We start from the raw sequence: 15,261 nt of genomic DNA on the forward strand, positions 1-15,261 counted from the left end.
GGAGCTTGCGACGAGCCGTATCGAAACCACGCGGCCCCAGGCCTACCCGGCAGACGGTGCGGGACGGAGTCGGAACACCGGGATTCGGCGGTCGGTGCGCTTCTCGTACAGGTCGAAGTTGGGCCACACGGTGCGTAGCTTCTGCCATGCCGCGTCGCGCTCGGCACCCTCGAGTTCGGTGGGGACCGCTACGGACACCACTCCGGCGACGACGATCTCGATCGTGTCGGCGGCCCGGACGTTGTACACCCACGCGGGCATCTTGGGGCCACCGAAGTAGGAGCCGGCGATCAACCAGTCGTCGCCGTCGGGAACCGCGAGGAGTTGGGTGGTCCGGATCGCGCCGGTCTTCCGACCCGCCACCCGAATGGTGATGTTCGGGAGATCGGCGATGTCGAGCAGGGTCATCCGTTGACCGGTGACGGTCTGAATGGCGTTGTCACCCACCACGATCTGTGGGAGAAAACGAGGCATCCAGGGGATCGATCCGATCTTGATCGCGAGGCTGCGCCGCACCTTCATCCGCCTAGTGTGACATGACGTCGTCGCCCCGTCGGCATGGCGCCGGTTAGCGTGCACATCATGGGCGGTCACACGACGGGACACATCCTCATCGACGGCGGGCAGACGGGAACTCGGCTGCGCATCGAAACTCCGGCCGGAACCGAGGACCGCGAGCTCGGACCGATCCGCACCGACCAGCCTGTCGTCGAACAGATCGCGCAGGCCCTCCACGACGCCGCGATACCGGAGGCCACCTGGTCGGTGGCCGCGGGGGTCTCCGGACTCACGCCTCAGGCCGCGCGCCCGTCGGCGTTGCTCGCCGCAGTCGCCGACCTCGGGGTGATCTCGGTTGCGCTGGCGCACGATTCGGTCAGCGCCTATCTGGCTGCGAACCGGGACGGGTACGGCGTGGTCACCGCGGTCGGAACCGGTGTCGTGACCCTCGGCGTCGGGCCCGCCGGCCTACACCGGGTGGACGGCTGGGGGCACCTGTTCGGTGACGCGGGCAGCGGGTACTGGATCGGCCGCGCCGGCATCGGCGCAGCGCTGCGTGATCTCGACGGGCGCGGGACCGCGACGGTTCTACGAGATCGGGCCGCCGAGGTCTTCGGCCCGCTCGACGAGTTGTACATGGTGGTGCAGGGAGATCCGAACCGCGTCGCGCGGGTGGCCGGATTCGCCCGGGCGGTCGACGCGGCCGCCCGGGATGGTGACGCGGTCGCGCAACAGATCATCGACGACGCGGCGGACGAACTCGCCGGGTCGGCGCTCACCGCGCTGACACGCAGTGGTCACCGACCCGGCGAGAAGGCGCGGATCAGTTGGATGGGCACGGTGATGACGGCCAACGACAGGCTCCGCGGGCGCTTCGTCGACGTGGTCGGCGAAGCCGTACCCGGCGTCGACATCGGGGCGCCTCACGGGCAACCCCTCGACGGCGTGCGGTTGCTGGCCGGGCTGGACGAAGCACACCCGCTGGCGGCGGAGGTCCACCGCAGCGGACGGTGAGGTCAGCGCCCCTTGAACTCCGGCTTTCGCTTCTCGAAGACCGCGGTGACGGCCTCGGACAGATCCTCGCTGGGAAGGAATGCCGAGTTCCAGGCCGCCACGTAACGCAGGCTGTCGTGCACGGCGGCGCTGCGGGAGTGGTCGAGCACGTCCTTGATGCCGTGGACCACGAGCGGCGGATTGTCGGCGATCTCCCGGGCGGTCGCGCGAGCGAGGGCGAGCACGGCTTCCTGATCGTCGGCGACGTCGTTGACCAGTCCGATCTTCTCGGCGCGTGCGGCGTCGATGTCCTTGCCCGTCAGTGCCAGTTCACGCATGTGGCCGTCGCCGATGATGTACGGCAGGCGGGCGAGGGTGCCCACGTCGGCGACCATGCCGACCTTGACCTCACGGACGCTGAACTTGGCGTCGGCGCTCGCGTAGCGCACGTCAGCGGCACAGATCAGGTCGACGCCACCTCCGATGCACCAGCCCGAGATCGCGGCGACGACCGGCTTGCGGCAGTCCGCGACCGCGGTGATCCCGGCCTGCAGCTTGCGCAGCGACTCCAGGAACTCGGTGCGCGCGGCGGCCTTGGCGTTGTCGGCCAGGACGTTGGCCAGGGTGCCACCCATCGCGACGAGGTCGAGTCCGAAGGAGAAGTGCTTGCCGGCGCCGGTCAGCACGACGGCGCGCACCTCGGGATCGGTGTCGATGTGACCGAAGAGCTCGGGGAGCTCGCGCCAGAAGTCAGGGCCCATCGCGTTGCCCTTACCGGGGCCGGTGAGCGCGACCTCGGCGATGCGGTCGGCAACGGTGACGTCGAACGCGGTCCAGTCACGTTCATTCCAGGCTTGCTCTGTCATGCGAGGGAGCTTACTCGGCAGTCAGGACGTCCGATGGGCGGACTGCCGGTGGCGCACTGTTAGATGAAACCCATGAGCGGATACATCCAGGAGGACATCGACCCCGAGGAGCTCGCGCATCGTTCCGAGCTCGCGTCGTCGATCGCCGGGAGCGTGCGCGAACTGATCGACGCGACCGTGCGCACCGAGGTCGGCGAGGCCGACATCGCCGAGGCGCGCCGGCTCATCGAGGCCGCCACCGACATCCTCCGCAAGGACCAGTTGCCCGGTGCCTACGGCATCCGGTTCAACTCCGACGGCACCAAACGCTCGTGGGGCAATGCCGTTCTGGGGCGGCGCAATCCGATCGCACCGCCCGTCGAGCTGCACCACGAGCCCGAGTTCACCTGGACCGAGGTCGAACTCGGGGCCGCCTACGAGGGCCCGGCGGGACTCGTCCACGGCGGTGTCCTGGCTCTCATCCTCGATCAGTTGCTCGGCTCGACTGCCGAGTTCCAGGGCGTGCCGGGTATGACCGGCACCCTCAGCGTCCGGTATCGCAGCGCGACCCCGCTCGGCAAGATCCGCGGTGAGGCGCGGGTAGATCGGGTCGAGGGTGTGAAAACCTTTGTCACCGGCACGATCACGCGTAACGGCAAGGTGAGCGCCGAGGCAGAGGGGATCTTCATCCTGCCCAAATGGGCCCGCGGTGAGGTGTCCGATGTGTTGCGCAAGTCGGTGGGCGAGGGCTGAGCGCCTCCGGGAGCTGCTCGTGACGGATCAGACGTCCGCGAGCGGTGTGCGAGCTCCGACGAATGAGTAACGCGCGCAGAGGAATACGCCGTTGCGAGCGAACTCCTGCAGTTCGAGATCGTAGCGTCGCGGAAAGAGGGGGCGTCCGGACCCGAGGGTGACCGGCGCGATCGAGACGATCATGTCGTCGAGCATCCCGGCCTCGGCGAACTGGGCGGCGAGATCACCTCCGCCGACGACCCATACGTCCTTGCCGCCTGCTGCTTCCGTCAGTCGGTCGCGGTGATCGGCGGGGTTCCCGTCGATGACGGTGATGGAGTCGGCCACCGGGGTGATCGTGCGATGGGTGAACACGAAGGACGGGATCTCATACGGCCACGGTTTGCCGTCGGCGAGTTCGTTGTCGAGGAGCCACTGGTAGGTGGTGTATCCCATCACCGCGGCGCCGATCCCGGCATAGAAGTCGTCGTAGTTCATCGGACCGCCTGCTTCGAGCGGCTGGGTCAGGAGCCAGTCGAGGCTGTCGTGGTCGTCGGCGAGGAAGCCGTCGAGGGTGGTCGCGGTGTAGTAGCGGAATGACATCTAGAAACCTCCGGAGTGCTTGCGGTGCCACATGATCGGGTCGGGGTCGAGAGCCGCGACCCCGACGTCGACGCCGGCGTCGCGCAGCATCCACCGCGCGAGCTGACGACGATGCGCGGAGAAGGTCAGTACGTGCGCGACGATCTGGGAGAGCAGGAACGATTCGGGTGGGTCGCACAGGGCGTCGATGACACGGTCCTGCCAGGCGTTGCGGCGGTCGATGTCACGGACCAGGGCCAGCCAGCGGGGTGTCAACTCTCGGTGGAGTTCGACGAGGGCGGGCAGATCCGACGGCGGGTCGGGCGGCATGTCGGCGCCCTCGATGGTCGCCAGCCAGGGCTGTTTGTCGACGACGAGGTGTGACATCACCTGGGCGAGCGACTCTTCCGGACCGTTCCAATGCAGTGGTTCGTGCCCGGGAAGCCGGCTCCGGGTCCACTCGTCGTCGTCGACCCCCTTGGCGGCGTCCAGCAGGACCTCGACGTCGTCGAGGTCGTGCCGAACCATGAGCATCAGGACGTCGCCGGCGCTCTCCGTGGTGGGCGCGCCGTTGTCGACGTAGAGCACGGTGGGCGAATGGAAGTGGATGCCGTTGGGTGCGGGCAGCCAATGGCTGTGCTCAGACGATGTGGTGGTCGCCGCTGCTCGTCCGGGGCTGTGTCCGAATGCGCGCGTGAAGGCGCGGGCGAACCCGTCGACAGACTCGTAGCCGGAGTCGAAGGCGACCTCGGTGACCGTCCGGCCGTGGTGTAGCAACCAGGCGGCACGCTCGAGGAGGACCCGTCGACGCAGCGCCACCGGCGACTCTCCCGCACCTCGGCTGACCTGCCGGGAGAAGTGGAACGGGGACGAGAATGCGCCGGTCGCCATCTCGTCCAGATTCGAGTGATCGTCGGCCAGCACGGCGTCGAGCAACTCCCGCAGGCGATCACGTTCGCCGGGAGGCCGATTGTTCGGTGCCCGATCGTTCGATGCGGGATCAGATGCCGGATCACCAGGAGTCGAGGTCACGCTTCGAGTATGGAACGCGGGGCGCTGATCTGACCCGACCGTTCTTGCTGTCCCTGTTCAGTCGCGGCTCAGCAGCGGGATGAGCTTCTCGGTCTTCTCCGGGGTCCAGCCCGGAGGCTGCAGGATCTCCGCCCACGCTGCCGGGATCGCGGCCAGGTAGAAGTGACCGTGGCCGTCGGGAACCCCGGTCGACACCGCCATGTCGGCGCTGACCTGGAGGAAGGTCACGAACGGGATCCAGTTCATCGCCGGGAGGACGTCGCGCCCTTTCTCCTCCTTCAGCCAGTCGGGCTCGCGCAGGATGAGTCGCGGTGACCACCACGAGATCGGGTCGGAGGCGTGCTGCAGGTACACCGCACGGCCGGGCACCCATTCGGCGGTGGCGTCGTAGAGATCCGGGGCGTCGGCGATGAAGCGGACCTGGCGACCGTCCTCGTAGATCGGCTGCCACTCGGGTGTGCCGTCGTCGCGGTTGCCGGTCGTGTCGACCCACAGGGAGTTGTTGAAGGTCGGACCGACGAACAGCGCACCGTCGGTCCGGGCGTTGAGTGATGGGATCGTGCCGAATGCCGATTCGGCGGCGAACGATCCGAGGCTCTCACCGAAGACCACCAGCTTGGGCCGCTCGGTCTCCGGGATCGCACGAACCTTCTCGGACACGGCCTCGAACAGCGCTTGACCGGCTTTGCGGGCACGCTCCTTGTCGACGAGGAACGACAGCCAACTGGGCAGGTAGGAGTACTGCATGCTGACCGTCGCGGTGTCGCCGTTGTACATGTATTCGATCGAATCCACCGTCGCCTGGTTGATCCACCCGGTGCCGGTGGTCGACGCCACGGCGACGACCTCCCGCTGCAGCGCACCGGTCCGTTCGAGTTCTTCGGCGGCGAGTTTCGCGTTGGCGCGCAGGTCGTCTCCCGAACCGAGTCCCACGTAGGCGCGGATCGGTTCCATCGCAGGAGCGCCGTTGAACGCCGACAGCTCCTCGACGGTCGGGCCGACGGAGACGAAGATCCGGCCCTGCCGTCCGAGTGAATCCCAGGTCACCAGCGAACCCGGACCACCGGACCGCAAGGGTGACGTCGGCGGTGTGGAATCGGCCGTTGTTTCGTCGTTGACCGCGGCGAACGTCGAGTTCAGGGCCTGCATACCGTAGTTCGCGACCACGCCGTTGAGCACGAAGACCGTCACGAGTACGGCGACGACGATCGCTGCGACCGCGGAGATACGTGGCGGCGCAACGTGATCGATCTTGCGGACCAGCCAGACAACGCCGTCGCCCCACGCCTGGCCGATCAGGATGAGCAGGAAGAAGACCACGATGCAGATGATCGCGATCTGTGGGTAGGCGGTCCAGGACAGCAGGTCGACGTCCATCATGGTGCGGATCTGATCCTGCCAGCGCTGGAACATCACGAGCATGACCACGGTGCCGGCGATCGCGGCGAGGCCGAGCGCCACCCACACCCGGTGCATCGGGGCGGGCCAGGGCTTGTCGCGGGAGATCATGAAGCGGAGCAGCCACGAGAAGAACACTCCGAGTGAGTATCCGAGCGCCGCCGAAGCACCACTGACGATGCCCTGGAACAGAGCGCCGCGGGGGAGCAGCGACGGTGTCATGGACAGCCACAGGAACACGAGCGCAACGCTCAGGCCCACCCAGGAGAAGCGGTCGAGGCGGCGTCGCCACCACGCCGGACGGGCGTCATCGGCAACGTCTCCGGTGGTGTTCGGCGACTCCGCAACCGACTCCGCGGCCGGGTCCTCCACAGGTTCTGCCGGTTGGGCTGGGGGCTCGATGCCAGGGCTCGACGACGACACGCGGGTTCCTCTTCTCTCGAGAACCCGGCAAACCTAGCAGCCGATCCGGTTCGGCGAGATGTACTGTGCCCACTTCGGTCCGATACTGCTCCCGGACGGTTACCGCCGGCGACGCGGTGTCGCCGGCGGTGACCGTGCGGGCCCGATTCGGGCGGATGTCCTACTTCACCTCGGACCGCATCACGCGGACCAGCCCGATGCCGAGGGGGAGTGCGATCCAGATGAGACCGGACACCAGCAACCGCGCCCACTCGCCGCCGGTGGCCCACTCCCCGGACTGGAAGGGCATGTTGGTCAGCGTCGTGTCGACCCACTGGCCGAGGTTGTCCTTGAACCAGGGGACCAACTCGCTGACCACCGACAAGGCGGTCGGGAGTGCGAAGTAGGCGACGATGGCTCCCGGGGTGTTCAGGATCAGGGCGGCGAAACCGAATCCGAGCAGCAGTCCGAATGCCTGGATGACAAAGGAATTGACGAATCCGGCCACGCTCAACCCCCAGGCGCCGGCCGGGTCGGCGAAGGCGACGGCGGCGATGCTGTTCCCGACGATCCCGAGGACCAGTGCCACCGCGACCGCGGCCACCGCGGTGACCATCGACGCGACCAGTTTCGCGCCGATGATCCGTTCCCGACGGGGTTCGAGGGTGAACGTCGTGAGCGCGGTGCGTTGGCTCCACTCGCCGGTGACCAGCAGGATCGCGAGGATCGGCAGAATGATGGCGGTGGGGATGTTCATCATCCCGAAGAACTCGCCGAGGTTGAGGTTGCCGGGATCGTTCCGGTTGGCGATCAGCATCGCGACCATGATGACCGCGGCGATGACGCCGATCGATGCGGTCAGCCAGAAGCCGGCCCGGGTGTCGACGAGTTTGCGGAGTTCGACCCTGACCAAACGCGCGAACGGGATTCCGGGACGATCGACGTCGATCCCGCCGGAGGTCGGGAGAGGTGCGCGGAAGTCGGCGACGGTCATCGGAGGGCTCCTTCGAGGGTGGGCTGCTCGCGCTGCGTGTCGGAGGTCAGCTGCAAGAACATGGCTTCGAGTTGTGCACCGTCGGCGGGACGCAACTCGGTGAGGACCACGCCGACCGCCGCCGCGGCGCGGCCGACCTCCACCGCGTCCGCGTCGACGTCGAGTCCTCCGGATGCATTGGGGCGAGCCACGATCTGGGCCGCAGTGAGTGCCCGCAGCAGGGTTTCGTCGTCGAGCGAGCGGACGCGCGACCCCGCGCCGGCGAGCAGTTCGGCCTTGGTGCCCTGGGCGACGATCCGGCCGTTGCCGATGACGACGATGTCGTCGGCGATGATCTCGATCTCGTGGAGCAGATGCGAGGACAGCAGAACCGTGCCGCCACGATCGGCGTAGTTGCGCAACAGAGTTCGCATCCAGTGGATACCCGCGGGATCGAGGCCGTTGGCCGGTTCGTCGAGGATGAGGATCTTCGGATCGCCGAGCAGCGCGGCGGCGATACCGAGACGCTGGCGCATACCGAGGGAATAGTTGCGCACGCGACGCCCGGCCTCCTCCGGTGTAAGGCTGACCATCTCGAGCATCTCGTCGACCCGGTCTCCGTTGATCCCCATCGTCATCGCGGCCAATCGGAGGACCTCGGCACCGGTCCGTCCGGCGTGCTGCGCCGACGCGTCGAGCAGGACGCCGACCTGCGTCGCCGGGTTCGGGATGGTCCGATAATCGACGCCGTAGAGGTGCGCGACCCCGGAGGTCGCCGGGGTGAGCCCGGCGATGATCCGCATGGTCGTCGACTTGCCGGCGCCGTTCGGACCGAGGAAGCCCGTGACCTGCCCCGGTCGGCAGGTGAAGGACACGTCGTCGACCGCTACGTGGTCGCCATACCTTTTCGTGAGGTTCTGCACAGTGATCATGCGTCCCATGGTCGTCGGAGCAGGTCGTCGTCCACATCGGTCGCCGGTCCACAGGTGCATCAGCCGAAAGTCGTAGACGCGCCGTATCCGATGGTCGGAGGTCGCGCATGCACTGTCCGACTAGCGTGAACGGGTGTGAAACCCGAGCAGTACCAACCCCCGCTCACCTGGGCAGGTCACGCGTGGCGACTCGCGCTCATGCTGCTGGTGTCCGCGGCCGTGTTCAGCACTCGTGCCGGATACCTGTGGAACGAGGTGCGCTGGTGGTTCTTCGCCGACCTCGCACTCGGCGTGGCGTCCTACGCGGCGGTCTGGTGGCGGCGTCGGTATCCCGTCGCGGTGACCGTGTTCACCAACCTCGCGGGGATCGTGTCGACGACGTCGCTCGGGCCGGCGACTCTCGCTCTGGTGTCGATGGCGACCCGCCGGCGGTGGGTCGAGATCATCCCGCTGTCGCTGTTGTGTGTGGTCGCGAATGTGGTTGCGTCACAGTTTTTCTCCACACCCGCCGAGGAGAACGATCCGGCGATCGTGGTGTACGCCGTCGTCGTCGCCATCACCGCGGCGATGGTGTCCTGGGGCATGTACATCGGCTCGCGGCGCGAACTCCTCGCGAGCTGGCGGGCCCGGGCGCTCGCGTCGGAAGCCGAACAACAGGCCAAGGTGCAGCAGGCGCGATCGTTGGAACGTGCGCGGATTGCGCGCGAGATGCACGACATTCTCGCCCACCGGATCTCGGCGATGAGCATGTCGGCCGGGGCACTGGCCTACCGGACGGACCTGACCGGTGAGCAGGTGCGCGAGACGGCACGCACGATCCAGGAGACCTCACACCTCGCGCTCACCGAGTTGCGCGAAGTTCTCGGTGTCCTACGGGAGGGCCCGGGCGACGCCGCGCCGGAGGAGCCGCAGAACACACCCGACCTGATGGCGCTCGTCGACGAGGCGCAGCGGCTGGGGATGCGGGTCGACGCCAGATGTGAGATCGACGTTGCCGCATTGTCTCCGGCGATCGCGCGCACGCTCTATCGATGCGTGCAGGAGGCCCTGACCAACGCCCGCCGTCACTCTCCGAGCGCGCCGGTCTCGATGCACATCCGCGGTGGCCCCGACCACGGCGTGGATCTTCTCGTCGAGAACCCGTTGCCGCTCGCGTCCGGTTCCGCTTCACCGGCGCCGGGTTACGGCCTGGTCGGGCTCGCCGAGCGCGTCGGCCTCCACGGCGGGCGGCAGTCGGCGACCGTCAGCGACGACAAGAGATTCCTGCTGCACGTCTGGCTACCGTGGCAGTCATGACCGCACGCATCATGATCGTCGACGACGACCCGCTCGTCCGGTCGGGACTCCGGCTCCTCCTCGGTGGCGACGCCGGGCTCGACATCGTCGCCGAGGCAGGCAACGGGCAGGAAGCCCTCGACACCCATCGCGACGATCCGGTCGACCTGATCCTGATGGACCTGCGCATGCCCGTTCTCGACGGCATCGAGGCCACCGGACGATTCAAGTCACTGCCGACGCCACCGGCGGTGATCGTGCTGACGACCTTCGACGCCGACGACTTCGTGGTTCGCGCGCTCGCGATGGGTGCCGACGGCTTTCTTCTCAAGGACACCGCGCCCGACCAGATCGTCGCCGCCATCCACAACGTGCTCGCCGGGCAACCCGCGCTGAGTCCGTCGGTCACCGCCGCGTTGATCAAACAGGTCGTCGACGGCGGGGGAGCCCGATCCGCTTCGGCGGCGAGTCGGATCGAATCACTGACGGCGCGTGAGCACGACGTCGCGGTCGAACTCGCCCGCGGGGCGTCGAATGCAGAGATCGCCGACCGGCTCTACATGAGCCTCGCGACGGTCAAGGCGCACATCTCGCACATCTTCACCAAGCTCGACGCCTCGAACCGCGTCCAGGTGGCGATCCTCATGCACGACGCCGGGAAGGTCTGAGACCCCGCAGACGTACCGCACGGGTGATCACCCACACGAGGATCACCATCCCGATCAGCTCGACGAGCGTCTGCGTGATCACCGTCGCCGCGGCGAGTTCGGCACCGACCGGAAGTGCCAGCGCCAGCGGGAGCACCACGAGCGAGTTGCGGGTGACGCCGGAGAACACGACGGCCGTGCCCGATGTCGCCGAGAATCGGAGGGCACGGGCGACGCCGAGTCCGACGATCGTCATCACGACCAGGAACAGTGCATAAACCGGTACGACACCGGCGATGTCGTCGAACCGGGAATCGATACGCGGGACCTGGGATCCGACCGCCGTGAACAACACCGCCATCATCAGCGGCACCATCGTCGTCGACACCGCGTCACCGGCGCGGCGCCCGACATCGCTGCGCGCCGCGCATGCCTGGGTGATCCAGGCCAACGCCAGCGGGAGGGCGATGAGAACCGCGAACGCCCACAGGAACGGTTCCGGATCGATCACGTCACGGCCGTCGCCGAGCAGCAGTGTCAGATACACCGGGACGGCGAGCATCTGGGCGAGCAACAGCAGCGGCGTCGCCGCGAGCAGCCGCTGCCTATCACCTCCGGCGAGGCCGGCGAATACGACGACGTAGTCCACGCACGGACACAACAAGACCAGCAGCGCGCCCACCCGGATCGCGTCGTCGGCCGGCAACAGGGGCGACAACGCGGCGACGACGAGCGGCACGAAGACGAAGTTCACCGCCAGGACCACCGACAGGAACTTCCGGTCACGCAGGGAGGCAACCAGGTCGGTTGCTCTGACCTGGAGGAAGGTGACGTACAGCAGCGCGGCGAGCAGCGGTGTGACCGCCACATCCATGGACTCGGCCGCCGCCGGCACCGTCAGCCCGAAGGCCAGTCCCGCACCGATCGCGAGCAGATACAGCGCTACCTGATGCTGTTCGAGACGTTCGGGGACGTTGACGGTGTCGGGCACTGCACCATTCTGGGTCACCGCGTGGCGTTCGGCGCCACGGGTTGCAGGACTGCGCGACACTCGACGGGTGACCGCACCGTCCCGACGCCACGACGCGGTGCTGCTCGTCGCGGTCGTCGTGGCCCTGATCGCGGCCAACATCACGGCGCACCGCTTGACCGGCGTGCTTGCGGTGCTGATCATTCCCGTGGCGGCGATCCTGTTGCTGCTCATCGCGCGGCTCGGCGGACTCGACCGGCGTGAACTGGGACTGAGCCGCGCCGAACTGCGCGCGGGGGTCCCGTTCGCCGTCGCCTCGGTGATCGTCGTGGCCGCGATCGTGTCGACCGCGGTCGCGATACCCGCGACCCGCGACTTCTTCCTCTCGGACCGCTACGACGACACGTCCGAGGCGTTGCTGGCCGCGTTCGTGGTCATCCCGCTACAGACCGCCGTCCCCGAGGAACTGATGTTTCGCGGCGTCCTGCAGGGAACCCTCGGCCGGGTTTGTGGGCCGGCCGCGACCCTGGTCTACGGTGCCGTCGCCTTCGGGCTGTGGCACATCCTGTCCTCGACCGGGCTCACCGAGGGAAACGAAGGCCTCAGCGACACCCTCGGGTCGGGGACCGCCGCGCAGGTCGCCGGGATCGCGGGTGCGGTGGTCGCGACCGGCGTCGCAGGCTTCGTCCTCGGTTGGCTACGGCAGCGCACCACGAGCCTCCTCGCACCCATCGCCCTGCACTGGGCCCTCAACGCCACCGGCGCGATCGGCGCCGCAGTGGCGTGGCAGGTGTCTTAGATCTGCTTCACGCCGTCCCGAACACCCGATCACCGACGTCGCCCAACCCGGGTCGGATGAATCCGTTGGCATCGAGTTCGCGGTCGACCCCGGCGGTGTAGATCGGCACCTCCGGGTGGGCCTCGTGCAGGACGTCGATCCCTTCGGGGCAGGCGACGAGGCACACGAACTTGATCGACCGCGGCGAGTACTCCTTGATCCGGTCGATCGCCGCGACCGCCGAAAAGCCGGTGGCGAGAAGCGGATCGACGATGACGACGTCACGCTCGTCCAGATCCGGGGGCATCTTGAAGTAGTACTCGACGACCACCATCGTCTTGGGGTCGCGGTACAGGCCGATGTGGCCGACACGCGCGCCCGGCACGACGCCGAGCATGCCGTCGGCGATCCCGGCACCTGCACGCAGGACTGCTGCGAACACCAGTTTCTTACCGTCGATCACGCTTGCCGTGGTGGTCTCCAGGGGTGTGTCGATGGTGACCTCGTGCATGGGGATGTCGCGTAGCACGTCGTAGGCCATGAGGGTGGAGATCTCGTTCAGCAGGCGCCGGAAATCGTTGGTGGACGTGTCTTTCCGCCGCATCAGGGTGAGTTTGTGCTGCACCAGCGGATGATCGATGACGGCGACGGTGCCCATGGGTTCCCCTATCGTGGTTCTCAGAAGACGGTTCCGGTGCTGCGGATCGACAAGGGCGGCAACCCGTTCCGCAGCTTAGTGGCAAGGACCCGGCCGGCCGCCCACGTTCCGCCCTCGAGGACGCAGGCCAGCGGCATCGTCGCCGCGTCGGCGCCCAGGCGAGTGCGGACGAGTTCGGCGATCTCGTCGAGCAGCGCGACGGTGAGGGCGCGCCATTCGATGACGATCTGGTCGCCGACCTCCCATTCGACGTCGGCCCAGTCCTGGTCCCGCAGTGCGAGCACACCGGTGTCGAGGAAGAGTCCACCGTTGCGGTACTCGGGAAGACCGGTCAGATCGTCGAGGCCGGTGACCTCGACCCCGGCCCGCAGGAACGGTTCCAGCATCGAGTAGGTCAACCACTGCGACAGCTTGTGGAACGGAACCCACCCGGCGGTGAGGCCCGGCCCGGTCACCGCGCGGTGGGGCCAGCAGTCACCCAGCGGGACGACGCCGATTCTGTTGTCCGACGGCCAGATCGGGCCGAGGTGGGTGAGTACGGCGCCGAGGATCTCGGCGGCGCTCACCGTCGCCCGACCATCCGCGGTCAGGTGATCGAACAGCGCTCCGGGGCGACCGTCGGGTCCGAACACCGTCGGCTCGTCGGCAAGCACGTCGCCGAGGCGACGGAGCAGTTCCACGCGGCCCTCGAGTCCGGTGAGCGGATTGGTGGGGGAGACCTGAAAGGCGCTGCCCAGGCTGTCGACCGTCACCGTACGCAGGCCGGCCGCGTCGACCCGAAGTGGTTGCGCCGCATCGTCGGAGAACAACCCGGCGGTGAAGGCCGTCCAACTGGCGACGCCGAGCCCTTCCGAACGGGTGAGAACCTGACCGGTCGACTCCTCCCGGTAGGACCACTCGGGACCGGCCCCGGCATCCAGGAGCACGCTGACCAGGACGACGTCGATGAGGGCGCGGGTGTGGTCGGGGGAATCCGCCGGCGGCAGCGCGTCTCGAAGCGATCCGAGCCGATCGACGCCGCCGGCCTCGAAATGGCGCCAGCGGCTGTGGAACGGGATCGCGCCGTCGGGATAGCGATCGCGGGTGGTCTCCACGACGATGTCCGCGGCAGCACCGAGAGCGTCGTCGTGAACGGTGAACCAGGCGGACCGGCCGTCGCGGGCGCGCTCGAGGAGCTGACGCGAACGCTCGCGAACCGCGCTGCTCGTCCGCAGCAACGCGGCGGCGGCGACATCGGTCTCGGGTGTCTCGGCGGCCCGGTCGGCGGTGTCGTTCCGCGCGGTGCCGTTCACTCGAGCCCCCGGCCCTTGACCTTCCGCAACGCCTCGGCGTCGGGGACCGGCCCGGGCGTGAAGTAACCGGCCGCCATCTTGGCGTCGATCTCCACGCGGGCATCGGCGGGTACCAGCTCGTCGGGGATGTTGACCCGCTCGCCGACCTCGATACCCGAGCCGGTGATCGCGTCGTACTTCATGTTGCTCATCGAGACGAGCCGGTGGATCTTGGTGATCCCGAACCAGTGCAGCACGTCGGGCATGAGTTCCTGGAAGCGCATGTCCTGAACTCCGGCAACACATTCCGTGCGCGCGAAGTACTGGTCCGCGGTGTCACCGCCTTCCTGGCGCTTGCGGGCGTTGTAGACGAGGAACTTCGTCACCTCGCCCAGCGCGCGCCCCTCCTTGCGGGAGTAGGCGACCAGGCCCACACCACCGCGCTGGGTGCCGCGGATGCACTCCTCGATCGCGTGCGTGAGGTACGGGCGACAGGTGCAGATGTCCGAACCGAACACGTCGGAGCCGTTGCACTCGTCGTGGACGCGAGCGGTCAGCTCGACCGACGGGTCGGCGAGGTCACGTGCGTCGCCGAAGACGTAGACGGTCTGCCCGCCGATCGGTGGCAGGAAGACCTCCAGGTCAGATCGCGTGACGAGCTCGGGATACATGCCCCCGGTCTCCTCGAACAGCACCCGCCGGAGTTCGGCCTCGGAACAGCCGAAGCGTTCGGCGACACCGGGCAGATGCCACACCGGCTCGACCGCCGCCTTCGTCACCAGGGCGGCGCCGCTGGGGAGCAGCAGCTTGCCGTCGGGGACGAGCCGCCCCTTCTCGATGGCCTCGGCGATCTCGGGGAGGATGACGTGCGCCTTGGTGACCGCGATGGTCGGTCGGATGTCGTAGCCGGCGGCGATCTGGTCGGGGAAGCTCTCCGCGACCGTCGCTCCCCAGGGGTCGAGCGAGACGATCGCCTTCGGGTCTCCCCATTGCGGGTACGGACCGATGTGGTCGGTCGGGGAGGTGTTGGTCAGATCGGCGCGATGGTCGCGGGCCAGCGCCCCGGCGGCCACCGCCAGCGCTCGGTAGACGCTGTACGACCCGCTGTGGGTACCGATCACGTTGCGGTGAGCGCGAACTCCGGTCGTCCCGATGACGGGACCGCGCTCGGCCGCAGTGGGTGCACCCCAGTGGATGGGCGGGGCGTCGACTCCGCCGCTGTGCGAGGTCAGTCGGATGTGCCCCAGGGATTTGTGCTCGCCGGACATCGCGATC

Annotated in this window: 16 protein-coding genes; 5 read left to right on the forward strand and 11 right to left on the reverse strand. The window is 68.0% G+C overall.

Translation table 11 applies throughout. The annotated features are described in order from the left end of the window. Positions 1-42: 42 nt before the first annotated feature. Positions 43-522, reverse strand: a complete 480-nt coding sequence (locus OK17_RS11215) for a nitroreductase family deazaflavin-dependent oxidoreductase (RefSeq protein ID WP_232715404.1) — start codon at positions 520-522, stop codon at positions 43-45. Between the two features lie 60 nt (positions 523-582). Between OK17_RS11215 and OK17_RS11220 the strand changes: the two genes are divergently transcribed. Beyond that, complete coding sequence (locus OK17_RS11220; RefSeq protein ID WP_232715403.1) at positions 583-1,512, forward strand: N-acetylglucosamine kinase; 930 nt, start codon at positions 583-585, stop codon at positions 1,510-1,512. Positions 1,513-1,514: 2 nt separating this feature from the next. Here the strand turns inward: OK17_RS11220 and OK17_RS11225 are convergent, their stop codons facing one another. Then, the gene (locus OK17_RS11225; RefSeq protein ID WP_232715402.1) at positions 1,515-2,357 is read right to left on the reverse strand and encodes a crotonase/enoyl-CoA hydratase family protein; all 843 of its coding nucleotides are present in this window, start codon (positions 2,355-2,357) and stop codon (positions 1,515-1,517) included. 72 nt (positions 2,358-2,429) lie between these two features. Here OK17_RS11225 and OK17_RS11230 point away from each other — a divergent pair, with 72 nt between their 5' ends. Next, positions 2,430-3,089, forward strand: coding sequence for a PaaI family thioesterase (locus OK17_RS11230; protein WP_232715401.1), 660 nt, complete (start codon positions 2,430-2,432; stop codon positions 3,087-3,089). A gap of 27 nt (positions 3,090-3,116) precedes the next feature. Here the strand turns inward: OK17_RS11230 and OK17_RS11235 are convergent, their stop codons facing one another. The 5 genes from OK17_RS11235 to OK17_RS11255 all read right to left on the reverse strand — a co-directional run bounded on the left by OK17_RS11235 (position 3,117) and on the right by OK17_RS11255 (position 8,387). Continuing rightward, a complete protein-coding gene (locus OK17_RS11235) occupies positions 3,117-3,671 on the reverse strand; it encodes a dihydrofolate reductase family protein (RefSeq protein WP_461417484.1) in 555 nt (184 codons plus the stop codon). Then, a complete protein-coding gene (locus OK17_RS11240; protein ID WP_461417485.1) occupies positions 3,672-4,682 on the reverse strand; it encodes a helix-turn-helix domain-containing protein in 1,011 nt (336 codons plus the stop codon). 57 nt (positions 4,683-4,739) lie between these two features. Further along, entirely contained in the window at positions 4,740-6,503 is a 1,764-nt protein-coding gene (locus OK17_RS11245) for an alpha/beta hydrolase (protein WP_461417486.1), read from the reverse strand. Positions 6,504-6,663: 160 nt separating this feature from the next. After that, positions 6,664-7,476, reverse strand: coding sequence for an ABC transporter permease (locus OK17_RS11250; protein ID WP_461417487.1), 813 nt, complete (start codon positions 7,474-7,476; stop codon positions 6,664-6,666). Continuing rightward, positions 7,473-8,387 (reverse strand): ABC transporter ATP-binding protein, encoded by a 915-nt coding sequence (locus OK17_RS11255; RefSeq protein WP_461417488.1) that lies wholly within the window; start codon positions 8,385-8,387, stop codon positions 7,473-7,475. The genes OK17_RS11250 and OK17_RS11255 overlap by 4 nt, the downstream gene beginning before the upstream one ends. A 135-nt stretch (positions 8,388-8,522) precedes the next feature. Between OK17_RS11255 and OK17_RS11260 the strand changes: the two genes are divergently transcribed. Then, entirely contained in the window at positions 8,523-9,683 is a 1,161-nt protein-coding gene (locus OK17_RS11260) for a sensor histidine kinase (RefSeq protein WP_232715396.1), read from the forward strand. After that, a complete protein-coding gene (locus OK17_RS11265) occupies positions 9,680-10,330 on the forward strand; it encodes a response regulator (protein ID WP_461417489.1) in 651 nt (216 codons plus the stop codon). Before OK17_RS11260 ends, OK17_RS11265 begins: the two co-directional genes overlap by 4 nt. Here OK17_RS11265 and OK17_RS11270 read toward each other — a convergent pair. Continuing rightward, on the reverse strand, positions 10,305-11,300 hold the full coding sequence (locus OK17_RS11270; protein WP_461417490.1) for an arsenic resistance protein: 996 nt from the start codon (positions 11,298-11,300) through the stop codon (positions 10,305-10,307). The two genes, OK17_RS11265 and OK17_RS11270, sit on opposite strands and share 26 nt — an antisense overlap. A gap of 67 nt (positions 11,301-11,367) precedes the next feature. Here OK17_RS11270 and OK17_RS11275 point away from each other — a divergent pair, with 67 nt between their 5' ends. Continuing rightward, a complete protein-coding gene (locus tag OK17_RS11275; RefSeq protein ID WP_461417491.1) occupies positions 11,368-12,078 on the forward strand; it encodes a lysostaphin resistance A-like protein in 711 nt (236 codons plus the stop codon). A 7-nt stretch (positions 12,079-12,085) separates the two neighbouring features. On the opposite strand, the gene upp is transcribed toward OK17_RS11275, so the two are convergent. Genes upp through OK17_RS11290 form a run of 3 tightly spaced genes read right to left on the reverse strand, consistent with a single transcriptional unit; the run spans position 12,086 to position 15,254 of the window. Continuing rightward, positions 12,086-12,715 carry a uracil phosphoribosyltransferase gene (gene upp, locus OK17_RS11280; RefSeq protein ID WP_461417492.1) on the reverse strand — a complete coding sequence of 210 codons (630 nt, stop codon included), beginning with the start codon at positions 12,713-12,715 and terminating at the stop codon, positions 12,086-12,088. Between the two features lie 20 nt (positions 12,716-12,735). After that, on the reverse strand, positions 12,736-14,007 hold the full coding sequence (locus OK17_RS11285) for a URC4/urg3 family protein (RefSeq protein ID WP_461417493.1): 1,272 nt from the start codon (positions 14,005-14,007) through the stop codon (positions 12,736-12,738). After that, positions 14,004-15,254, reverse strand: coding sequence for a GTP cyclohydrolase II (locus OK17_RS11290; RefSeq protein WP_232715390.1), 1,251 nt, complete (start codon positions 15,252-15,254; stop codon positions 14,004-14,006). The genes OK17_RS11285 and OK17_RS11290 overlap by 4 nt, the downstream gene beginning before the upstream one ends. Between the last annotated feature and the right edge of the window lie 7 nt (positions 15,255-15,261).

This window comes from Gordonia sp. GN26, assembly GCF_054823965.1.

What these genes read in the sequence shown, in the direction of transcription:
- OK17_RS11215 (WP_232715404.1), bottom strand. Translation starts at nt 522, where the DNA reads ATGAAGGTGCGGCGCAGCCTCGCGATCAAGATCGGATCGATCCCCTGG.
- OK17_RS11220 (WP_232715403.1), top strand. Translation starts at nt 583, where the DNA reads ATGGGCGGTCACACGACGGGACACATCCTCATCGACGGCGGGCAGACG.
- OK17_RS11225 (WP_232715402.1), bottom strand. Translation starts at nt 2,357, where the DNA reads ATGACAGAGCAAGCCTGGAATGAACGTGACTGGACCGCGTTCGACGTC.
- OK17_RS11230 (WP_232715401.1), top strand. Translation starts at nt 2,430, where the DNA reads ATGAGCGGATACATCCAGGAGGACATCGACCCCGAGGAGCTCGCGCAT.
- OK17_RS11235 (WP_461417484.1), bottom strand. Translation starts at nt 3,671, where the DNA reads ATGTCATTCCGCTACTACACCGCGACCACCCTCGACGGCTTCCTCGCC.
- OK17_RS11250 (WP_461417487.1), bottom strand. Translation starts at nt 7,476, where the DNA reads ATGACCGTCGCCGACTTCCGCGCACCTCTCCCGACCTCCGGCGGGATC.
- OK17_RS11255 (WP_461417488.1), bottom strand. Translation starts at nt 8,387, where the DNA reads ATGATCACTGTGCAGAACCTCACGAAAAGGTATGGCGACCACGTAGCG.
- OK17_RS11265 (WP_461417489.1), top strand. Translation starts at nt 9,680, where the DNA reads ATGACCGCACGCATCATGATCGTCGACGACGACCCGCTCGTCCGGTCG.
- upp (WP_461417492.1), bottom strand. Translation starts at nt 12,715, where the DNA reads ATGGGCACCGTCGCCGTCATCGATCATCCGCTGGTGCAGCACAAACTC.
- OK17_RS11290 (WP_232715390.1), bottom strand. Translation starts at nt 15,254, where the DNA reads ATGTCCGGCGAGCACAAATCCCTGGGGCACATCCGACTGACCTCGCAC.